This window comes from Myxosarcina sp. GI1, from assembly GCF_000756305.1.
Taxonomy (GTDB): domain Bacteria; phylum Cyanobacteriota; class Cyanobacteriia; order Cyanobacteriales; family Xenococcaceae; genus Myxosarcina.
Genome location: NZ_JRFE01000050.1, coordinates 105453 through 126948, shown reverse-complemented (window position 1 = coordinate 126948; position 21496 = coordinate 105453). Strand labels below are relative to the sequence as shown.

17 protein-coding genes are annotated in these 21496 nt (G+C 41.5%); 5 read left to right on the top strand and 12 right to left on the bottom strand.

Annotation, left to right across the window (positions count from 1 at the left end; genetic code table 11):
• Positions 1-102 precede the first annotated feature (102 nt).
• Entirely contained in the window at positions 103-648 is a 546-nt protein-coding gene (locus KV40_RS26920; RefSeq protein WP_036487701.1) for a DoxX family protein, read from the bottom strand.
• A gap of 457 nt (positions 649-1105) precedes the next feature.
• Here KV40_RS26920 and tpiA point away from each other — a divergent pair, with 457 nt between their 5' ends.
• The gene (gene tpiA, locus KV40_RS26915; protein WP_072013918.1) at positions 1106-1834 is read left to right on the top strand and encodes a triose-phosphate isomerase; all 729 of its coding nucleotides are present in this window, start codon (positions 1106-1108) and stop codon (positions 1832-1834) included.
• A gap of 170 nt (positions 1835-2004) precedes the next feature.
• Here the strand turns inward: tpiA and KV40_RS26910 are convergent, their stop codons facing one another.
• From KV40_RS26910 to KV40_RS32685, 7 genes are all read right to left on the bottom strand, one after another.
• Positions 2005-3387, bottom strand: coding sequence for a 1-acyl-sn-glycerol-3-phosphate acyltransferase (locus tag KV40_RS26910; RefSeq protein ID WP_036487697.1), 1383 nt, complete (start codon positions 3385-3387; stop codon positions 2005-2007).
• Between the two features lie 193 nt (positions 3388-3580).
• Positions 3581-3907, bottom strand: a complete 327-nt coding sequence (locus KV40_RS26905; protein WP_036487695.1) for a type II toxin-antitoxin system HicB family antitoxin — start codon at positions 3905-3907, stop codon at positions 3581-3583.
• A gap of 22 nt (positions 3908-3929) precedes the next feature.
• Entirely contained in the window at positions 3930-5486 is a 1557-nt protein-coding gene (locus KV40_RS26900; protein WP_216595736.1) for an ABC transporter permease/substrate-binding protein, read from the bottom strand.
• Positions 5483-6460 carry an ABC transporter ATP-binding protein gene (locus tag KV40_RS26895; protein WP_036487692.1) on the bottom strand — a complete coding sequence of 326 codons (978 nt, stop codon included), beginning with the start codon at positions 6458-6460 and terminating at the stop codon, positions 5483-5485. Before KV40_RS26895 ends, KV40_RS26900 begins: the two co-directional genes overlap by 4 nt.
• Complete coding sequence (locus KV40_RS26890) at positions 6461-7714, bottom strand: class I SAM-dependent methyltransferase (protein ID WP_036487689.1); 1254 nt, start codon at positions 7712-7714, stop codon at positions 6461-6463. It lies immediately after the preceding gene.
• A gap of 229 nt (positions 7715-7943) precedes the next feature.
• The gene (asnB, locus tag KV40_RS26885) at positions 7944-9431 is read right to left on the bottom strand and encodes an asparagine synthase B (RefSeq protein WP_036487687.1); all 1488 of its coding nucleotides are present in this window, start codon (positions 9429-9431) and stop codon (positions 7944-7946) included.
• Between the two features lie 94 nt (positions 9432-9525).
• Positions 9526-11061: a DUF1565 domain-containing protein gene (locus tag KV40_RS32685; protein WP_156114203.1), complete on the bottom strand. Its 1536-nt coding sequence runs from the start codon at positions 11059-11061 to the stop codon at positions 9526-9528.
• Positions 11062-11152: 91 nt separating this feature from the next.
• On the opposite strand from KV40_RS32685, the gene KV40_RS26875 reads away from it, so the two are divergent.
• On the top strand, positions 11153-11890 hold the full coding sequence (locus KV40_RS26875) for a 2-phosphosulfolactate phosphatase family protein (RefSeq protein WP_036487685.1): 738 nt from the start codon (positions 11153-11155) through the stop codon (positions 11888-11890).
• Between the two features lie 88 nt (positions 11891-11978).
• Here the strand turns inward: KV40_RS26875 and KV40_RS26870 are convergent, their stop codons facing one another.
• The gene (locus tag KV40_RS26870) at positions 11979-12674 is read right to left on the bottom strand and encodes a hypothetical protein (RefSeq protein WP_036487683.1); all 696 of its coding nucleotides are present in this window, start codon (positions 12672-12674) and stop codon (positions 11979-11981) included.
• Positions 12675-12852: 178 nt separating this feature from the next.
• Complete coding sequence (locus tag KV40_RS26865) at positions 12853-13389, bottom strand: hypothetical protein (protein ID WP_156114205.1); 537 nt, start codon at positions 13387-13389, stop codon at positions 12853-12855.
• A gap of 188 nt (positions 13390-13577) precedes the next feature.
• On the opposite strand from KV40_RS26865, the gene cimA reads away from it, so the two are divergent.
• Positions 13578-15221 carry a citramalate synthase gene (gene cimA, locus KV40_RS26860; RefSeq protein ID WP_036487680.1) on the top strand — a complete coding sequence of 548 codons (1644 nt, stop codon included), beginning with the start codon at positions 13578-13580 and terminating at the stop codon, positions 15219-15221.
• A gap of 47 nt (positions 15222-15268) precedes the next feature.
• On the top strand, positions 15269-16879 hold the full coding sequence (locus tag KV40_RS26855; protein ID WP_036487678.1) for a hypothetical protein: 1611 nt from the start codon (positions 15269-15271) through the stop codon (positions 16877-16879).
• 24 nt (positions 16880-16903) lie between these two features.
• On the opposite strand, the gene KV40_RS26850 is transcribed toward KV40_RS26855, so the two are convergent.
• Positions 16904-19255, bottom strand: coding sequence for a caspase family protein (locus KV40_RS26850; protein ID WP_052055997.1), 2352 nt, complete (start codon positions 19253-19255; stop codon positions 16904-16906).
• A 186-nt stretch (positions 19256-19441) separates the two neighbouring features.
• A complete protein-coding gene (gene sat / locus KV40_RS26845) occupies positions 19442-20608 on the bottom strand; it encodes a sulfate adenylyltransferase (RefSeq protein ID WP_036487676.1) in 1167 nt (388 codons plus the stop codon).
• Between the two features lie 238 nt (positions 20609-20846).
• On the opposite strand from sat, the gene KV40_RS26840 reads away from it, so the two are divergent.
• On the top strand, positions 20847-21395 hold the full coding sequence (locus tag KV40_RS26840; RefSeq protein ID WP_036487674.1) for a redoxin domain-containing protein: 549 nt from the start codon (positions 20847-20849) through the stop codon (positions 21393-21395).
• Positions 21396-21496: the final 101 nt, after the last annotated feature.

The following is a 21496-nucleotide window of genomic DNA, read 5'->3' as shown; positions in this document are numbered from 1 at the left end:
ACTTTTGCGATCGCCTGTTTCAGAAAAGTTTGTCAGAATTATAGTTTAAACAAATATTACTCTATAGTTGGTAATGATAAAAACCAATAGTTAAACTGTTTTTTATTTAACTATAGTTTTGGATTTATTAGTTTCAGCATCTGAAGAATTGTAGCTTGTTTCTAGCAGCATTATTTGTTTGGCTCTAGCTGATAGAGCGTTTTTGTCTATCCAGTTAACGATTAGAGCATCGGTAGAAAATAGACCCGCACCATTAACTAAGAAGAACAGAAAACAGGCAGCGTAAATAGCCGATAGTTCTAGATAAGCAAAACTCAAACCCGCTACAGATATGTGATGGTACATAGCTACGCACATGGTACCGAATAGACCTAAAGCGGCAGGTCTGGTAAATAAACCAAGTGCTACTAACGGTGCGCCGATTAATTCGGTGTAAGCAGCAACGTAGCTGAGAAATATTGGAAAGGGTAAGCCGAGATAGGCAACATAAGCTTCGGCAAAGCTTTCAATATTAGATAATTTATCCAAACCGTTGTGAATCATCATAATGCCCACAACGGCTCTCAATATTGCCCAGGTTGTTTGATTCCAGAAATTGGGGTTGGTATTTGGTCTGAATAATTTGGTTGCTAGTGAGTTAACAGTCATGAAAGTAAAAAATTTTTGAACGACTAAGGTTGATTACGTATCCAAATAAATATTGAGAATATTAATTACATTTATTAGCCTGGTTCCCTATTGTTTCGGTAAGAATCAAGCTAACTTTGCTTGGTTGCGACAGCTTTGTTTGTCTAGCGATCGCTAAGGTACATAACCACTTAATTAAAATATAGCGCGTTTTTACTAAGAAGTGTAAAGAAAACTTAAAAAATATTGCAACAATTGCCAGATAGATCGAGCAACTCAAATTTTTGTTTGCCAGAAGTACTGTAGTTACGATGCAGATATAACCACTCGTAAATTGTTGTGAATTTACATTTAGAGCCGCTTTTCACTCTATACTCAACTTTAAAGTTAAGGTACCTGTTTTTATAACCTAGCCTTAACCCCCATAAAGTCTTAAACTTAAGTTTGCAATCAAAATTGAATTTAGAATAATCAGACTGTGCGAAAAATAGTTATTGCTGGGAACTGGAAGATGCACAAAAATCAAGCAGAGTCCTTGGCATTTGTGCAAGCATTTAAATCCGAAGTTGAAAATGTAGGCGAAAACCAAGAAGTAGTTTTATGTGCGCCTTTTACTTCATTGACTGCAATGTCTAAAAGCCTTCACGGCAGTAAAATTAAGCTGGGAGCGCAAAATATTCATTGGGAAGATGAAGGAGCGTATACAGGTGAAGTATCAGGCAATATGCTGACAGAAATTGGCATAAGTTATGTCGTTGTCGGTCATAGCGAACGCCGTCAATATTTTGGCGATACCGATGAAACGGTCAATCTAAGATTAAAAGCAGCACAACGTCACGGACTTATCCCGATTCTCTGTGTGGGTGAAACTAGAGAACAAAGAGATGCAGGAGAAATAGAAAACGTCATTTCCAATCAGATAAAAAAAGGTTTGGCAGAAATAGACCAAAGTAATTTGATTATTGCCTATGAGCCAATTTGGTCGATTGGTTCGGGAGATACCTGCGAATCAACAGAAGCCAATCGCGTTATTGGTATTATCCGCCAACAGTTAGATAATAAAGATGTTCCAATTCAGTATGGCGGTTCGGTCAAGCCCAAAAACATCGATGAAATTATGGCTCAGTCAGAAATTGACGGTGCTTTGGTAGGGGGAGCAAGTTTAGATCCTGCTAGTTTTGCGCGTTTGGTTAATTATCAAAGCTAACTCGAAATAAGCGACCGAATTGTTGAATGAGGGCAGAGGGACTGGGGACTCGGAGAAGGCTCTAGTAGAGTGAAATCTTCTTGTCTCCTTGTTTCTTTTTCTCCTCGTCCCCTGCGCCGTTACTCTCTGCCCAAAAGTTCTAAGTTTCTCTTTGTTTACAAGAATTGGTATTAGTTTTCTTCAGTTGCGATCGCTTTTTCTAAAGCAATTTTTAAATCTTGAGTTAAATTAGCAACGGTTTGACGACGATTGGTTTGGTAAACATCCCAATAATCGCTAATAAAAAAAGGTTTTTCTACTGTTAACTGTGCCCATCGCTTACCAAGACGAGGAGTTTGAACTTTCGATTTCTCTGTCATTCTCGAAACGGTTTTCCACAACAGCAGAATAGTATCGGCAAAGCGTTCTACAGTTGGTTTTTCGGCAACGTACTGTCCCGTCACGCTAACAAAGCTCTCAACCAAACGCATGTGCCAGAGTCGCAGTTCGGCTTCTGAGGCGACTAAATTTGCCAGACCTCGTTCGACAGGGGCAAGAGTTTTTAACTCTGACATATCCAGACGATAGATACGATCCCAGCCTGCCTGTTCGACACGACGACAACGATCGCCAAGATTGCCTTTTGATTTTAAATTGAAGGCTTTTTCGGCTACATTCAAGGCTGCGTCTAGCAAAGCTGGCAGACGAGTTGCAAGTTTGGTATCTTCTGAGTTACTAACTAAATCTTGCTGATAAAATTTACTGTAAAACTCTTCCATTTGAGACAGTAAATGTTCTCCTAACTCGTAAAGCCGTTTATAAAGTATTGCTTCTTGTTCTGGGGTAGGTGCTACCCCATCGTTTAACTGCATTCCAGTAGCTAACTGCTTTTTTAGCCCGCTATCTACTTCTAATTGAGCTAGCAGTCTTTCTAAAGATTTCCAGGGTGGTTTGACAAAACGATAGCGAATTCCCAAAGGTACGATCGCCACATCTTCGGTACGGTCTGCCTTGCGTAAATCTTCCTGACACCAAAAAGCAAATTGAGCGATCCCAGGTTCTAGTGGACTGACAATTTCATTATGACCGTTAGTAGCTCCCTCTGGGGCAGCAGCCAGAGGAAAACGCCCGTTAACGAATAAATTACGGATCGATCGCAGCCCCTGACGATCTGTCGTTCCCCGACGAATAGAGGTAGAGCCTAGCTTGGGTAGCAGCCAGCCTACAAATTCACCAGCCCACAGGGGAATACCGCGATCGTAGATAAAGTGAGCCTGAACGGGAGACTGTAAGGGTTTTCCCTCTTTTCTGGCAATCTGGGGTAGTTGATTCCACAACAGTTGGGCAATACAAGGGGGATCGGTAGTAGCGGGATGGCGAAAAGCAATTAAAAACTTGGTTTTACCTGCTTGAAACTGACGGTAAAGTTCTACTAGTTCCTCCGTATTTTGCGATCGCACCTCACTAATGCCATAACCGTATCGCAACCAGGCAGGAATAATAGTCCGCGCTATTCTCCAAATTATCGGGTTAAAGTCTGGCGGAATAAATTCGAGTGCTGGTTGAACTGGCATTATCAAAACTTAAAGATGGTTAATTATTTCGCACCATAACTCATAAATCAAAACGCTGCTATGTCAAACGAATTTAAAATTGGAGAGCATTCAAAATTTTTATAGCGATCGCCACTCACAATTTTAAGCGATTGAAAATCAAACTTAACTTACACAGCTATCTCCGTCATATTCTTCAATTTTTAAAAAGAACTCAACCAGCTAGTTTATCGCTGACTAAACGATTTAAGCTTACATTTTGTTCGGCGGCTTCTATTGCCAGCATACGATGACGCTCTGGGGTAATGCGAATCTGAAATTTTCCACTGTATTGTTTTTCTGAGATTGGTTCGGGAATATGTTCGCTGTTAGCTTCCATATCCCTGACGATATCTCTGACTAAATTTGTTATACCCAAGAGTGCTTTAGATTGAGTTTCAGCCAGGTAAGAAAGGCTAGGGAATTCTGCACATAGTCCCACAAATTCATTATCTTCTACCGACCAGATAACTCTATAAATGTAATGTTTGTAGTTAACCATTTATCTTAGTAATGAGTTTACTTTACTGCTGTTCCAAATATTCTTTCAAATCGGAAATAGTATTGAGATCGAATTTGTTGGCGGTTACATCGCGCACGATTAGAGCGTAGGTATTATTAAAGCCAAAAGGTGCGAGCCATTCTAAATTGTATTGCTGTTGATATTGACGGTTGACGTAATTAAAAACTTTATCAGCATCTCGAACGATGTCTTCTCGCGTAGATTCATCAGCTTGAATAATTACTAGTAAACCCGTACCCGTATATTCGGGATAGAGATCGATCGCACCAGTATTTAAAGCATCAAATGCAATTTTAGTCCCTGCCAGTCCCGTTTTTAATTCCACATCGAGATTGGTATAGTTTTCAATGACTACCGCCATTAGATCTGCTAAGAGATACTGTTCGGTAAAWTTTTTSGAGCCGATAATAATATCTGGCGTACCGCGACGGACGGTTTGGGTTTTTAAGCCAAGCTCTTGCAAAAATTCTTTAGCTACTTCTAAAGTAGAGCGATTGAGACTATCTACCTGATAATTGAGTCTGGTCATGTCTTCGTTAGAAATTTGACCTGATAATTTTCCTAACGCCTCTTGCAGTTGAGGATATTGCTCTAAGGTTTGGCTTCTGACTACGGGAGCGGCATAGTAAGGAGGAAAATAATTGCGGTTATCTTCGAGAACGGAAAGATTAAAAGCCTGAATTCTACCATCGGTGGAAAAACCGCTAATTACCCCTACTCTGCCATCTTTGACTGCTTCGTACATCAAACCAGGATCTAGTTCGACAGTATCCAACTCTAAATCGTAGTGTTCTCGCAAACCAGGATAGCCATCGGCTCGTTCCATAAATTCGGCGGTAAACCCTGCCTGAAAAGAATTATTGAGAAATTGGGGAACGATTAGCCAAGCTATAGCTATAGCCAGTAAAACTGCTGCGGCGATCGCCATCGGCTTAATAAAGCGAACTACGTTACGTTGAACGACTCCTAATAAGAAATCTAGCAGTAAAGCTAAAGCTGCCGCAGGTATTGCACCTGCCAGCATCATATTGACATTATTTAAGGCAATACCGCGAAATATAAATTCTCCCAAACCGCCAGAGGCAATTAAAGCACAGAGGGTAGCTACTCCTACCGTAGTTACCGCGGCAGTACGTATCCCTGCAAAAATCACCGTAATTGCCAGAGGTAACTCTACCTTATATAAAATTTGCAGGTCGGGCATTCCCATGCCTCTAGCGGCTTCTTTAATGGAGCTATCTACTTCTTCTATCCCCGCATAGGTATTGCGAATTATCGGCAGCAGAGCGTATAAAAAGAGAGCGACAATCGCAGGAATCACCCCAATACCTAGTAAGGGTAAGAGAAACCCCAACAGTGCCACGCTGGGAATAGTTTGAATAATTCCTACTCCACCGATGACGCGCTCGGCTAATTTGGGATAGCGAGTTAAGATAATGCCGACAGTAACCCCAATAGCGATCGCAATTGCCAGGGAAATAACGGTTAAGCCGATGTGTTCTATGGTTTGTTCGGCGATTTCACTTTTTTGGCTGAGAAAAAACTTCCAGAGACTCACGATTTTTTATATTGATAGAAGGCATTAAGCAGTTCTTGGCAATTGGTAACTAGCATTTGGCGGTCGTGGCGGTCGCTAATGCCGACAAGAGAGGATTTAAGAGAAGAAGCCTCTACATCTTCTAAGATATTGAGCAGGCTTTGGTTTTGCCGATATTGTTTGGGGGCAACTGTTTCTGAAGCTAGTGGTTGCAGCCAGGGTAACAACTCTCCTAAATGAGTAACGGATAGTTCTAACTGAAAGCGATTGGTGTCGAAAAAATCTCGCACAAAATCGTTTTGTGGCTGAAATAGCAATTGTCTGGGAGTGCCAATTTGTTCTACTTTGCCGCGATCCATCAAGCACAGGCGATCGCATAAGGTAACTGCTTCCATAACATCATGAGTTACCAGCACCATAGTTTTTTGCAACAGGCTTTCCAAATGCTTGAATTCTTGCTGTATTTGACTGCGAGTAATGCGGTCTAAGGCTCCAAAAGGTTCGTCTAAAAGGACAATTGGCGGATCGGCAGCGAGGGCGCGAGCCAAACCTACCCTTTGCTGTTGTCCGCCACTCAATTCGCGAGGATAGCGGTGGGCAAATTGTTGGGGAGGTAATCCCACCATTGCTAATAACTTATTAGTGCGATCGCCGATACGCTTTTCTTTCCACTTTTTTAAACGAGGAACGACTGCTACATTTTCACCAACAGTGTAGTGGGGAAACAGCCCCGTATTTTGAATTACATAACCAATATCCTGACGTAATTTTTCCGACTTAGATTTACAAACATCTTTGCCGTTAATTAAAATTCTTCCCCCAGTCGGCTCGATTAAACGATTGAGCATTTTCAGGGTAGTTGTTTTACCGCAACCGCTCGTACCAATTAAGCCAAAAGTTTCACCAGATTTAATACTAAAAGAAATGCGATCGACTGCCGTAACTCCGCGATATTTTTTAGTCAGGTCGATCGCCTCAATCGCAAACTGACTCATTTACTTACTAATTTTAAGAATTGCTACCAATCCGTGACCGCAACCTAAACCCTGCTGCATTTCGTATTCTAAAGTCCGTAAAGCATAACCCAATTGCGGTTCGATAATATTAGCTCTGGGATCGCCGTACCACATCCAACTAACATCGGCGATGACGCGATCGATAGTCATCAGGGCAAATTGCAAAGGCTTTGAATAATGATGCCATCCTTGCAAATTGACTAAAGAAATATTTTGACAAAGTCTTTGCTGACAGTATTCGACAACAATATTCCAAGATTCTACTAGCTGTCTTAAAAAAGGAGCTATCTCCGAATGTTTGGGAATCATCCTGGGGTCTAAAATCAACTCCTGTAAATCAGTACGCATATAGTCTTCATGGAGAGAATTAATCGAACGGCGAATTGGTTTGAGTAGAGAATTATATTCTCTGGTATCGGTATGCCTACCTACCATTACCGAGCGATCCATTAACTCTAAAACTTCAATTTCAATCCCCGTAGCCTCGCTTATTTCTTGAGTTAGTTGTTTGACTTCCCTACCCGTCCAAAATCGCAGGGGAAAAGATTCAATATCTAAATGCTTACGGGTTGCTTCCGAATACAGGTAACTCATAGAGTAATCTCGCACCTTTTCGGTTTCAGTTTGAGCCGACCAGTAATCGGGCCACTCAATTGAGTATCGTCCCACAAAATCTAGTACGACTACACTATTGTCGTGACCGTGTTGGCAAATATCTTGCAGCAGAGTTACTAAATCTTTTCTAGATAGATGGGATAAGGAAGCATAAGAAGAAAAATAGATATCGAAGGGAGATTGTGTAGTTTTAAGCTTCCCTAGACCTTCACTAAGATCTGCTCGAGCAAACGAAACGTTAGACTTATCTTCAAAAATTTCGTTGCCTTTTTCCACCATTGCCTGAGAAATATCCAAACCCAAGTAAGTTTCAATATTTTCTTCTGGCAGTACCCTTTGATGTTGTAAACCCAGATCTAAGTCTTGGCGATCGATTAATGTCAGGATTTGATAACCTTGTCCCGCACCACAGCCAAGATCGACAATGCGAACTCCTCTATTTTGTTCTTGACAAGAATCGACCAATTTTCGTAAATAAGGACGTAAGGCAATTCGCGTTAAACGATCTTCCCAATAAGTACGGACATTATCGTATTTGCCAAACAAATTACCAAGATAAAGATCGTACTTCCCTTCACTAACGGCTTTGCTATAAGTTCTCGATCCAACCGATTGCATATAATTCTCCGAGTTTTTTAATGCATATTTCTCTGCCATTTCCCAATCGAATTAGGCGCATCTCAATGGGGAAAATGGCTTTGGAAGATACGAAAACAGAATAACTCTTCTTTGCTAGTTAAATACGAGCTTTATCGTACTTAACTAAATAAATTGTTAATTTCAACAATGAGCAATTAGCAATGAGCAGTTATCATTGTTTACTGTTCATTGATAAGTTCTCGATTCTTTAATGCAGATTTCCCTGCCACCTTCCAATTAAATTAGCCGCATCTGGATGGGGAAAATGGCTTTGGAAGATACGAAAATAGAATAACTCTTCTTTGCTACCTATAGGAAGCTCCTCGGCGATCGCCCTGTCTACTTCCTGTTTATCAATCTTGGCTTCGGCATGGTCTTGTAATATTGTTGAGGAAGCACAACCTTGAGCGAATTCCATTTTGTCTCGCCAAACTATTTCGTGGGGTAGCTTATCTTCAAAGGCTTTGCGTAGCAGCCATTTTTCAATACCAAAGGTTTTATAGAGTTTTAGTTTGGGAGCGATGCTCAGACACAATTCGATAAACTCGGTATCCAAAAAGGGAACGCGACCTTCAATACTGTGTGCCATAGTCATCCGATCTACCCGTTGCAAATTAAGATTGTGCAATCCCTTAACTATATTTATCGATTCTTTGTGTAGGGCAAGAGGATCTTCATAATCGACAAAGTAACTATAGCCTGCAAACAATTCGTCGGCACCTTCACCACTCAGCACTACCTTGACGTATTCACTAGCAAGGCGCGACACCATATAGCAGGGAATAGCACTGCGAACTAGAGCAGGATCGAAAGATTCGAGGTAATAAATTACATCAGAGAGAATTTCGAGCATCTCTGCTTCTGTATAGACATATTCGTGGTGTATTGTGCCTATATGTTCTGCTACCAAACGGGCTGCTTTAAGATCGGGAGAAGTAGGCAATCCTACAGAGAAAGAATGCAGTTCGCCAATGTGTTCTTTCATTACCGCAGCAATAATACTCGAATCCAAACCGCCACTAAGAAAGACACCGACAGGCACGTCGGACATGAGGCGTTTCTGGACGCTTTTAGACAGAGTTTGCTGAATTTTAGGAATAACCTTGTCTAAATCTTCGATAAAGGTTTGTGCTTCTGGTAGCTGATAATAAGGTGAAAATCCCTGCCCAGAACGATAATAATAGCCGTTGGGAAACTCGTGAATTTCATCGACTTGTTCGACTAAAGCTTTGATTTCCGAAGAGAAAAACCAGCTATCATCTTTTTTGCCATAGTATAGGGGTTTTATGCCAATGGGATCTCGCGCTGCGATAAAATCATCTCCTTCACTGAGAAAGAAACCAAACATACCGTCTAACTGGCTAGTTAACTCCGAGCCAAATTGCTGGTAGAGAGGTAATATAACTTCACTATCTCCCTGAGAGCGAAAAGCATAGTCTTGGAATTGCGATCGCAATTGTTGATGGTTGTAAATCTCGCCGTTACAAATAGCATAAAGCTGGTGTTCTTCATTGCAAAAAGGTTGATGCGCTCCTTCTACATCGACAATAGACAGCCGTTGGTGTCCCAAAGTAAGATTGCCCTCGGTGAAAATCCCCGTGTTATCTGGTCCGCGATGTACCAAAGTCGATAACATTTGTTGAAAATCATAGTCTTTATCGGAACTGCGGTCGAATACGCCAAGAATGCCACACATAATTAAGTTATTTGTTTTATTTATTTAATGCGAGTTTGCTACCGATTTTAATTCTATTGCTAATTCAAATTTGTACCTCTCAAACAGCATTGATTTAATCCAGAATATAGGTGTTCAACCCCAAGTTCTGCAAAGAACGAGAAGTAGTTTCTGCTTTACTCTTATTATTAAAAGCTCCTACCTGCAACATCGACTTACCTTGATAGATAGTCGCAAAGGCTTCGGGATATAGAGATCGCACCGTTGTTTGCTGGCTGTCATTAGTGGCTTCTACCAAAACTTTGTAAATAACACTTGCCGCACTAGACGCATTTATGACAATAGCTTGACTATTTGAAGAAGATTGTGGAGGAAAAGGTACTGGCTGTGATACTGCTGCTGGTGCGTTAAAAACGTACTCTTTTTCTTCAGTCTCTACTTCCGCCAGTGGTGGCGGCGATGGCAGACGTTCGGCATTAGTTACAGCCTCTGGCTGAGTGTTAGTTGTGGAGGCAACACGGGGAGTTGGCAATGGTTCGGCTGGCAGTCTCTCAATCGGGCGATCGCTTGAGGGTAAATTGTTAGCAGTATCGATCGGAGTCACGCGATCGCCATTAAAATCTATGTTGCCCGAAATATTACTGCTGGTGTCAGTACCTACTGCGACAATCCAGTTACTGCTGGCGTTTTGAATATCGAGTTTATTATTACGAAAGCTATTATTACCAGGTTCTGCAACGGTACCCAAATCGGCACGAGAACGAGCGATTGCCACTAAACCAGTTTCTAGCGAATTTTCAATTTGATTATTACGTAGAGTTGCCTGGGAGTCACCTTCTAAAATAATCCCGATGCGATTATCGGTAAAGTTATTGTTTTTTAAGATAAAGGCAGAATTTTGAACTGCACTAACTCCAAAGCCAGTTTTTTCAAAAGTATTGTTGTTAACTTGCGGTGTTGAAGTTCCATAAACTAACAAGCCATTGCCAGCATTGTTATAAAACAAATTATCTTCAATTAACGGCGAACTATTGCCGTTTGCCGATACACCAGTATTACCGTTACCCGAAAAAGTATTGCTTGCCACAATGGGACTAGCAGACTCAATCCACAAACCATGTCCCCTAGAGTGAGGATTAGTTACAGTTACTCCAATAATTCCTGCAACACTATCGGTAGCAACAATTGCCACATTTTGCCCCGCACCCGTAGGACTAATAAAATAACCATTGCCACGAATAACTATATTGTGTCCTTTACCACCAGCACTGCCTTTAATGGTGACAGGTTTTTCAATAATAAGGGGAAAAGTTTCACCAGTCGCTTCGCTATAGGTACCCGAAGCTAAGTCAATTGTGGTGTTGAATTGGGCTATTTTTAAAGCTTGAGTAATTGTTTTAAACGGAGATTGTTGAGAACCATCTCCCTTGGTATCATTTCCAGTTTGAGGATCGACGTAAATAATACTTTGTTCTGAGGCTAATTGAGTGGGAGTGTTATTTGGTACTGGTTGCGCCTGCGCCACAAAGTTGAGAGGAGTTAAGATTGTTGCCAATGAAATACCGATAAAATATATGCCGTCAAGCCTCGATTTTGCTGAGGTTGAGCGATCGCCAAATCCCATAGTCTTTCTCCCAATCGGTAATAACACCTATTATCAAACCAGCTACCTTCAAACTGCAATAGATATCAAATAACGTATAATTGCCTAAGTTTGGATTTATCTATCTAAGTATAACCAAGTGAAAATATTCGTCTACCATACCCCCGAACAAACTCCCGACGACCATCTTCCCGACTGCGCTGTAGTAATTGACGTTTTAAGAGCGACTACCACAATTGCCACCGCTCTAAATTCTGGTGCAGAAGCAGTTCGTGTTTTTAGCGATCTTGACGAACTCAAAGAACAATCGCAGTTATGGCAACCGAACCAAAGATTGAGAGCGGGAGAAAGAGGAGGAGAAAAAGTAGAAGGCTTCGATCTTGGTAATTCTCCCCTCGAATGTACTCCAGAAGTTGTTAAAGACAAACACTTATTTTTAACCACTACTAACGGTACTCGCGCCTTGCAAAAAGTCGAACGAGCTAACACGGTGATTACCGCCGCTCAAGTTAACCGTCAGGCAGCAGTTAATTTTTTAATAGAAAAACAGCCAGAAACCGTCTGGTTAGTAGGTTCTGGTTGGCAGGGAGCGTACTCGGTTGAAGATACCGCCTGCGCTGGCGCGATCGCTCAATTAATTTTGCAAAATAGCGATTTACCTGCAATTGATATTATTGCCAATGATGAAACCATTGGCGCGATCGCTCTTTACAGTCAGTGGCGTGACAATTTACTCAATGTTTTCCGTCAGTGCAGTCACGGACAGCGTCTCTTAAAGTTAGACGGTGATGAAGATTTAAAATACTGTGCCAGAACCGATTTTTTAAATGTGCTTCCCATTCAAAAAGAGCCTGGGGTTTTAGTTAAATACGGCTAGGTTTTTCTTTAAATATCCAATATATCTAACGCGATCGCCTTTACTATTTCGCTGAGAGTTATATTTAACCTCAATCTATAAATAAACTTTATCCTTCAGCTTTACGAATTAAATACTGCTGTCGATTGAATTCTTGTTGGGCTTCGCTTAACAAGGCGTAATTATCAATAGGCGATCGCATATCCCATTGAGTTTCGGCAAATACTAATAAGCTAACGGTCATAATTATTCCCGTGGCGAAAAACTGCCAGCCCATACAGTAGGGTAAAGCTAAGATACCTAGTAAGTGGATTATGCCTGAAATTGTTAGAGCGCGCGATCGCAATCCCCATCCTGTAAAGAAATAACCAACGGCACATAAAGCCAACCATAGATGGCAGAGATACATCAAAATTGTTCCCAATCCCAGAAAAATTCCCAGATCGGTAACGACAACTCCAGCTAACATCAAGATTATCCAGGCATACAATACCCAGCGCAAACGTTCGACTTTGACCCAGAAATGAGTCAACGCTGTCATACTTACCGTGCCGATAATTGTCAGTACCGACCAAAAAATCGCTTGGCTTATCCAGCTAATAGGTGCAAACTGCGCCGTAAAAAAAATAGTTGCTGAAATCAATCCCCAAATTACAAAAACCTGGTCGATTCTCGTATAGAACTTAGAAAGCAAAGTGCGATCGCGAACTGCTAACTCAAACTGCCACAATCCTTGACGGTCTTGATAATCGAGTGCTTCTTGTTTGCGACGGATAATTGGTTGTGCCGAACTAAATGAAATCATTTAAAGCTTAACTTTACAAAAATTGAATCTAACCCAAGATATACTTACTAAACTATCTTAACAATAGTACATAATTTTCGTGCAATACAGTCAATCGTTATTTTTGCCTCAAGCTATAGGGTTTTTACCAGTATCGATCTCGATTTTCTATTTGATAAAATTTCATATTTAATTACTTTTACTTAATTAAATGTGTTGCCGACCAAATTGCCCAAGCATCAGTGAGCCACAAAAACATCGTGCAGACAAATAAAATTAAATACATCCAAGGTTGAGCGAGGGGACGAATATCGCTAGTATCGATCGCCGTTTTATCGGCAACAATATTAACCATCTTGGCAAACCCTGCAACCCGCATGGGCAACAAATAGGCTCGCTCTGTAGTTTTAGTAGTAAAGTAATAAACCAATCCTCCCTGACCTGTAGTTCGCATTTTTAGATCGCAAATTTCTTTCCAGGGTAAAGACCAGCCGTTACGAAAAAACTGCGGTACCCAGCCAGGATATGCTACCTGTATTTTCTCGTCATCTAAGACTACTCGTTCGCTTAAAGCTGCCGTTAGCGCGATCGCTCCCAACAAAATGCCCAGGCACAATAGCCAGGGAGATACGGGAGCAGCAGTAAATTTGGCTAGAAATGGCAAAGGAACGGTAAGTCCGATATACAGACAAAATAGAGTAATTTGGATAATTGGCGAAATTCTAAAAATATTCATCATCAATTGTTACTGCTAGCTCGGATTATCTTTTTGTTGTTCAAAGTCTTTTTAAAAGATCGCAAAGTTTGCTGTCAAACTGTTACCGTAAAGATTTGTTAGCCTTAAAAAGATTTAGGATAGAGTGTGTTGTTCGATCTATTCTTAATTAACATAGATCGATTTAATTTTAGTAGAACCCCAAACTCATGAATCAGGAACGGACAATTTGGCTTTACGATACGACTCTAAGGGATGGCTCTCAAGGAGAAGGAATTGCTTTATCTTTAGATGACAAGCTAAAAATTGCCCGTAAACTAGATGAGATGGGCGTTCCTTTTATTGAAGGCGGTTGGCCTGGTGCCAATCCCAAGGACGTACAGTTTTTTTGGCAGTTGCAAGAACAACCATTAAAACAAGCAGAAATTGTGGCTTTTTGTTCTACCCGTCGTCCTCACCAAGCCGCAGCAGAAGATCGGATGTTACAGGGAATTTTGGCAGCAGGAACGCGCTGGGTAACTATTTTTGGTAAATCCTGGGATTTGCACGTTACTGAAAGCTTAAAAACTAGCCTAAAAGAAAATTTAGCAATGATTGGCGATACGATTGAGTATCTCCGCAGTTGTGGCAGAAAAGTAATTTACGATGCCGAACACTGGTTTGATGGCTATAAAAATAATCCCGATTATGCACTCGAAACTCTCAAAACTGCATTAGACGCTGGTGCTGAATGGCTAGTCCTGTGCGATACCAATGGCGGCACTCTACCCCACGAAATCGGCGCAATTGTTACCGAAATGGTGACGAAAATGCCCGAATTAAAATCCGATCGCTCTGGCGGTAAATTAGGTATCCACACTCACAACGATGCGGGGACGGCAGTTGGTAACGCAATTGCGGCAGTAATGGCGGGAGCGGATATGGTGCAGGGAACGATCAACGGTTATGGTGAAAGGTGTGGCAATGCCAATCTTTGTACTCTAATCCCCAATCTACAGCTAAAGCTCGGCTATAGTTGCCTCGAACCAGAACAGTTGGCACAATTAACGCAGACTAGTAGAGCGATTAGCGAAATTGTTAATTTAGCACCCGAAGATAACGCTCCTTTTGTAGGTCGTTCGGCTTTTGCCCACAAAGCAGGAGTTCACGTTTCGGCAGTAGAACGCAATCCTATAACTTACGAACACTTAGATCCGAATCTTATTGGCAATCAACGGCGCATCGTTATTTCCGATCAGTCGGGTTTGAGCAATGTTTTTCATTATGCCGAGAAGTTTGGCATTAGTCTAAATAAGCAAGATCCTGCTTGCAGACAAATTCTAGCAAAATTGAAAGCTTTAGAAAATGATGGCTATCAGTTTGAAGCTGCCGAAGCTAGTTTTGAATTATTGATGCGCTCGGCTTTAAATCAACGACCGCAAATGTTTCAATTGCAAGGATTTCGAGTCCACTGCGATTTAGACCGAGAAGAAGCTTATATGGCAAGTAATGCTTTAGCTACGATAAAAGTAGAAGTAAACGGCAGAAAGTTACTAGAAGTGGCAGAGGGAAACGGCCCCGTATCGGCTCTCGATAGTGCCTTGCGTAAAGCTCTGGTTAAATTTTATCCTCAAATCGCCCAATTCCAACTGACAGACTATAAGGTAAGAATTTTAGACGGAGCGGCAGGCACTGAAGCTAAAACGAGAGTTTTAGTCGAATCGAGTAACGGTCTGGAGCGTTGGACTACAGTAGGAGTATCTACCAACATTCTCGATGCTTCCTATCAAGCAGTAGTAGAAGGTATTGAATATGGCTTGCTCCTACAAACTGCTGACAAAACCAAACATACTAGCAAATCTACCTCGCTGTAGCTCTAACTCGAAGTAGACCTGCAAAACCAATCAATTGCATTCAACTTATGACTCTTCTTCCCAAAACAACCAGAAGCAGGCTAAAAAATATTCCACAAAACACCAGTGTTTGGGAGGGCGATCGCCGTTCTCTAGGAAATATTGCCTCTCATTTAGAGCCAGACTTAGAGGCTGGTGGTGAATGTATTATTTGGGTAGATGTTGTAGAAGGTTCGGTAAGAGCGATGGATATTGTAGATTCTGAAATGGGGATCGAAGCAATAGTAAGGGCTTTGCTGCGAGCGATCGAATCTCCCCAGCATCCAGCACGACCAGCCCGACCTCAAAAGATTGTCGTGCGCGATCGCGAGATTCAGTTTTTTTTACGAGGTGTATTACAAGAACTAGAGATCAAAGTTGAGTATGCAGCCAATCTTCCTTTAATCGATAGTCTATTTCAAGGGTTCGAGCAAATCGGCAATAGAAGACCTCCTGCTTTGCCACCTTCATACGAATCTCATTTAGAAAACGCCGCGCTCAGAGTATGGCAAGCTTCTCCCTGGGAGTTACTAGCCGACAGCGATGTTTTGGTAGTCAAGCTGGAAGATTGCGCGATCGATACAGTTTACCTGTGTATTATGGGCATGATGTCCAGCGAATATGGAGTATTATTCTATCGTTCTTTAGAATCCCTCAAACAATTTCGACAGGCAATCTTAGCAGAAAGCCGTTCTGAGGCACAGCTAGAAAAGTTGTTTTTGACCCAAGACTGTTGGTTTCTCAATTACGAAGTAGAAGACGATCCCGATTTAGATTTTGATGAAGTTGTGCCGATATTTGGCAGCCTACATCCTTATGAAGGAATCAGACCTTTTTTGGATGAAGAAGAATCCAAAATAGTCTATGGTGCTTTAGAAACACTATTACTTTTCTGTCGCTCTCATCACCAGCATCTAATTCAAGAACCAATAGCGGCAATTTCTGAAGCTTATCAAATCGAACTACCTCCAGAAGATACAGGGGAGCAAACGATAATTTCATCTACAATTTCTACAGTACCCGAACTAACCACCGAACTTTTGGCAATTGGTAGTAGCGATCGCCTCGTTAATGCTGCCGAACCTACTAAAATCGATATTCCCATTCAAGAAGATCTCATTCCCGACGATTCGTTAGTGACCCTAAATTTTATTCCCTGGCAAATAGTCGAACAACTCAAACAAGAAAAACGAACTTATTATCAGTCTTTGAATGTCGTTCCTCAAGGCAAAAAGCTACCGATAATTCTCATTCAAACTACTCGTCCCAAAGCCAAAGCTACCATAGAACGCATCAAATCGGCAGGAGGTTTAAAATCGGTTTGTTTTAATCCTGGCGAAGACCCTTTTAGTGGCGATATTTTCGATTTGGGTATGTTACAAACTAAAGATGGCGAACTGTATGTTTTTGCCGAGTACGATCGAGGTATTCCCCAAGAGCTTCAAGCGGTGCAACGCTGGCAGCGTAGTTGTCAAAAAACTCATGGTTATTGTGGTTTGGTCGTTTCTATGGGAGCAAAGGGCAACAATCGCGGCAATCCCCAACCTAAAGATATGCTAGCAGTGTTTGAAACCAAAGCCGTGGATGGAGCAGAGTTGGGTCTTGGCATCCTCAAACTAATGCCCAATTTTGAGTTTTAATTGGGTTAACTATCAAAACATTTACTACACAGTAGAGTAATCTGTAACTACCTCATAAACAAAACTGAGGGTTGCCCAGTTATCGACATCTAAAGCATAAACATTTGTGTTAGAGCCTAGCAACTCTTCAGACACCGAACTAGCTTCATGTAAATCTTTTAACATGGCATGAATTACCTCTAAAGGATTGGGAACGTTTAGCACCTGTTCTCGGTCTAATTTGAGGTTGGGCTGGGCTGCTAAAGCTTCTAAGGTGCGCTTGAATGGTTGAGTAGAAAAAATAGCATATACTTCCGCAATTCCTGCCGAGATAGTAACTTTCCATTTCCAGGAATCTTCTGATTCTGGAACCAGCAACTGACTTTGAGGTGAAATAACTAAATTTTGGACTGCCGTTGTTTCAGCATTATCGGTTTCTTGAGGAGTATACAAAGCAAAAACGTTACGGTCTGAGTCGATACCAATTAACAGCGCGTAAAGCGGCACTTCGCATTCATTGGTCAGACAAAATCTAATGTGAGAACCTTTAGCTAACACGGGAATGGAAGCCGATGTTTCTGTCGATAAAAGCAATTCTCGTTCGGCTTGTTTGCGATTATCTGAAAATTCCCCTGTGGCACGCTGTAGAGACGAGGTTTTATTGTTTTTAACTAATTCTAAAGTCGAAGCAACTTTTAAGTTGGAAGAAAAATCATTGACGGTCAACTCTAGCCATTTGGCTGCCAAAATATTATCGAACTGAGAGCTAAGACGGCTAATAGCAGATTTAACAGCTTCATTAGCATTACCTGCCGTACGCTGAATTAGTAAGCCACCACTAGAATACAAACCGTAGCTGAAAGCAGACGAATCTTTATCTTGAGTTTTGGCTACAGAATCAGTCTGTGGTTGACTCGATTCTGATTTAACTTTACCGACCAGACAATCAGCATTTTGTTCGCCGGCTGCTACTACTGAAGAAACGGCTTTAATATTAGCTAAGGCACTGGTAGCATCTACCCGTTCGATTCTTTGAAGATTGGCATCTAAAGCGACGGTCAAACCCAAGTCTCGCGGTAATACCCGAATAACCTCTTTAACTAATTTCTTTTCCTTAATTTTTTCGATAGTTTCAGGATCGGAATTTGCAGGTTTTACTCTGACAATTATTCCTTCTCGCGATTTAACCTGAAGCAAGTTTCGCCCGCCACTCTCAACAGAAACTAAGTCCAGATAAGAATCGCTACCGTAACAATCTAAGATGTTTGCTGGTATACCAATTAGTTTGACTTCTATATTGCCGTTGGTTTCAACCGCAGTTATTACACCTTCGGCATTCACAGAATTACTATCGGTCAAATAATATCCGATAGAAGGCTTGACGAGATCGTTCTTCATGATGGGTTGCTGCTGTCTGCCCATGACTCGCTCTACAGTTTCGGCACTACGTCCAATTATGGTCTGTATCTTACTGTTGGGGGTCATTTGCCATAGAGACTGGGTTAGTGCGTAAGTAAATAAACCAGCACTAAAACCACTCCATTGACCTTCAGCAGCAATCTGATTGTTGCTGGCAGCAGCTAATACGATACCTGGAATAGAAGGCAATCTGCGAGACGGCTTTAATCCTTTGCCAGCCAACTTAATTTGCAACTGTTCGCGAAACGCCAGTTCTTCAGAACCAATTTGTTCTGCTATTTTTGCTTTAGAGCGAAGGCGTACATTGCCGCGTAATATTCGTCGATCGTTATTGCCAAAGCCAGTGTCCAAAACCAGGGTTAGTTTGTCAGTATCGAGAGATTGCGCTAAGAGCAATAGGGTATCTTGCAAAAGAATATTAACGGCAGGTTCTGTTTTAGTAGGTAACGCTGCATCTGCTGGAATTAGAGTATTGACCAATCCCTCGCGATTGGTTTCTGAGACAGTTAAGTTAGTGTCTCGTTCGGACGGAGGCATTTTAACGCGACCGCCATAACCGCTAAAGTGAAAAATTACCGTGTCGTCAGCTTTAGCTTGTTGGGCGAGATGTTCGATAAAAGCAGTCTCAATGTTTTCTCTGGTTGCCTGGCGATCGCTCAAGGTCATAATGTCTTTAGGATTAAAGCCAAAGCGATCGATCAATAGCTCTCGCTGTAGTTCGATATCGGTCACACAACCGTTGAGACGCTCATTTTTATACTGGTTGATACCAATTAGTAAAGCAAGCTTACGATTGTTGGTTGCCGCTAAAGCCTGAGAGTAACCTTTAACTGAAGAAGCGATTGGAAAGGTTTCCCAAGCCGAGATATTTGCCTCAGTAACTCCTAGAGCGAACAGAGATAATCCAGCCCGTTGTAAAAAAGTTCGGCGATCTAGTCCCATATCAACCATTAGCATTTGAAAATTGGCGATCGGCATATCAAATATAGCCGATAGTTTTCGGTTAGCTGCAAAAAAGCTTATAAAATATAGCCCAATATTTTAAAGTTAAATTTTTTGGCAAACTAAATTTTTAATACGTAACCAATTGTACCATTGTGCCTTTGAGAAGAAGGAAGAAACAGGCTTCCTTCTCCAAATGAGCTAAATTTTATCGATCGAGCTTTAAACTTTCACCTGCATCGCTCTTGATAGTTCTGAAGCAACTTCGGGACGAGAAAATTCTGGTGGTGGTAACTTACCCTCACGCAACATGCCTCTAACTTTAGTTCCCGATAAATGAATGCGTTCTTCTTTGTTGCTAGGACTGGTTTTAGCCGTTGCCATTTGTTTGGTACGAGTACAGTAAAAAGCATGCTCGAACTTTAGAGGAGTAATACCTAATTCTCCTGGCTCGAATTCTTCAAAGATCTTTTGAGCGTCGTAGGTTCCGTAATAGTCTCCTACTCCTGCATGGTCGCGACCGACAATAAAGTGGGTACAGCCGTAGTTTTTACGGATTAGAGCGTGGAAGATAGCCTCTCTAGGTCCTGCATAGCGCATTGCCGAAGGATTTATTGCCAGAATAACGCGGTCTTGAGGAAAATAATGCTCCATCATAATCTCATAGCAGCGCATCCGTACTTCGGCAGGTATATCATCGCTTTTGGTCGCTCCTACTAAAGGATGTAAGAACAAACCATCAACTATTTCTAAAGCACATTTGATAATGTATTCGTGAGCGCGGTGAATGGGATTGCGAGTTTGAAATCCGACTACCGTTTTCCACCCTTTTTCGGCAAACGCCGCCCGCGATGCGGTGGGATCGATTTGATATTTGGGAAATAAAGGATGGGGAAAACGTTCTAGCAGCCATACTGGACCCGCCAAATTTACGGAACCTTGTTCGTAAATAACTTTGACTCCAGGATGCTTGTCTTCATCAGTGCGATAAACTTGGGTTGCTTCGCGTTTTTTGTCGTAACTATATTTTTCTGTTAACTGTAGTACGCCAACAAATTGACCGTTAGGATTGTCTAAGCGTACTAAGTCGCCTTCTTTTAATGAATTTGCTTCTTCTTCGCTAACAGAAAGGGTTACTGGTACCGACCAGGGAATACCGCTAGCAAGACGCATATTATCGACGACATTTAAATAATCTTGTCGTTCCATAAAGCCGCTAATGGGACTAAAGCCACCAATAGCAATCATTACTAAGTCTGAAGTCGCTCTTTTATCCAATCGAACTCTAGGTAAAGAATCGGCTTTAGCCAAAAAGTCCGATTTTTCGTCTGGGGTAGCAAGGCGGTCGATTAATTTGCCGCCATGAGGGGGAATTGTGTCTGTACTCATGTTTAATTTGTCTAGCTGCGATCGACAATCATAATCAACTTTAGCAAAACGCGGTAAAGGTTAACGTTTTAGCAGAGTCTTGCTCGACAGGCTACGTTAACCGCGTTTATTGCTCTATAGCTGCTACATTGATTTTTGAGTTTTTGTCATCGATCGCTTAAAATCAATGATTTACTTTTTGTTAAGGTGCGACCGATACTTGTAAACTCATGTTAAGTAAATCATATTTTTGTAGATTATGAAACGTTTGAATCTGTCTCGATGGTTAGTAGCGATCGCTCTATGTTTATTATTATGGCAAATAGCACCTGTTGCTATGGCTTTGGGTGGCAAACAGCCTGCTTTACAACAATCCGCACCAGAGTTTACTCTTCCTACCAATAGTAGAGAAGGGGAAGTGAATCTTCAAGACTATCGCGGCTACTGGGTTGTATTATATTTTTATCCCCAGGATTTTACTTCTGGTTGTACCCTTGAAGCCAAACGTTTTCAACAGGATTTACCAGAGTATGTTGCCAGAGATGCCAGGGTTTTAGGTGTTAGCGTCGATGATGTCGATTCTCATGCCCAATTTTGCGATGCTGAAGGACTCAAATTCCCTTTATTAGCGGATACCGATGGTAGGGTAAGTAAAGCTTATGGTTCCTGGTTGAGCGGTAAATCTTTAAGACATACTTATCTAATCGACCCACAAGGAATTTTGCAGGAAATTTACCTGGGAGTCAGACCAAGCATTCACAGCCAGGAAGTTTTGGCGCGTTTGGATGAATTGAAATCTAACAGTTAAAAAAATTTATCCCAAACGCTTTGCCAATTAGCGCGTCCGTAATTTAGCATACTCAATTTTTAATTCTATCTAATAGAATAGCGATACTAGCTTACTTTTTA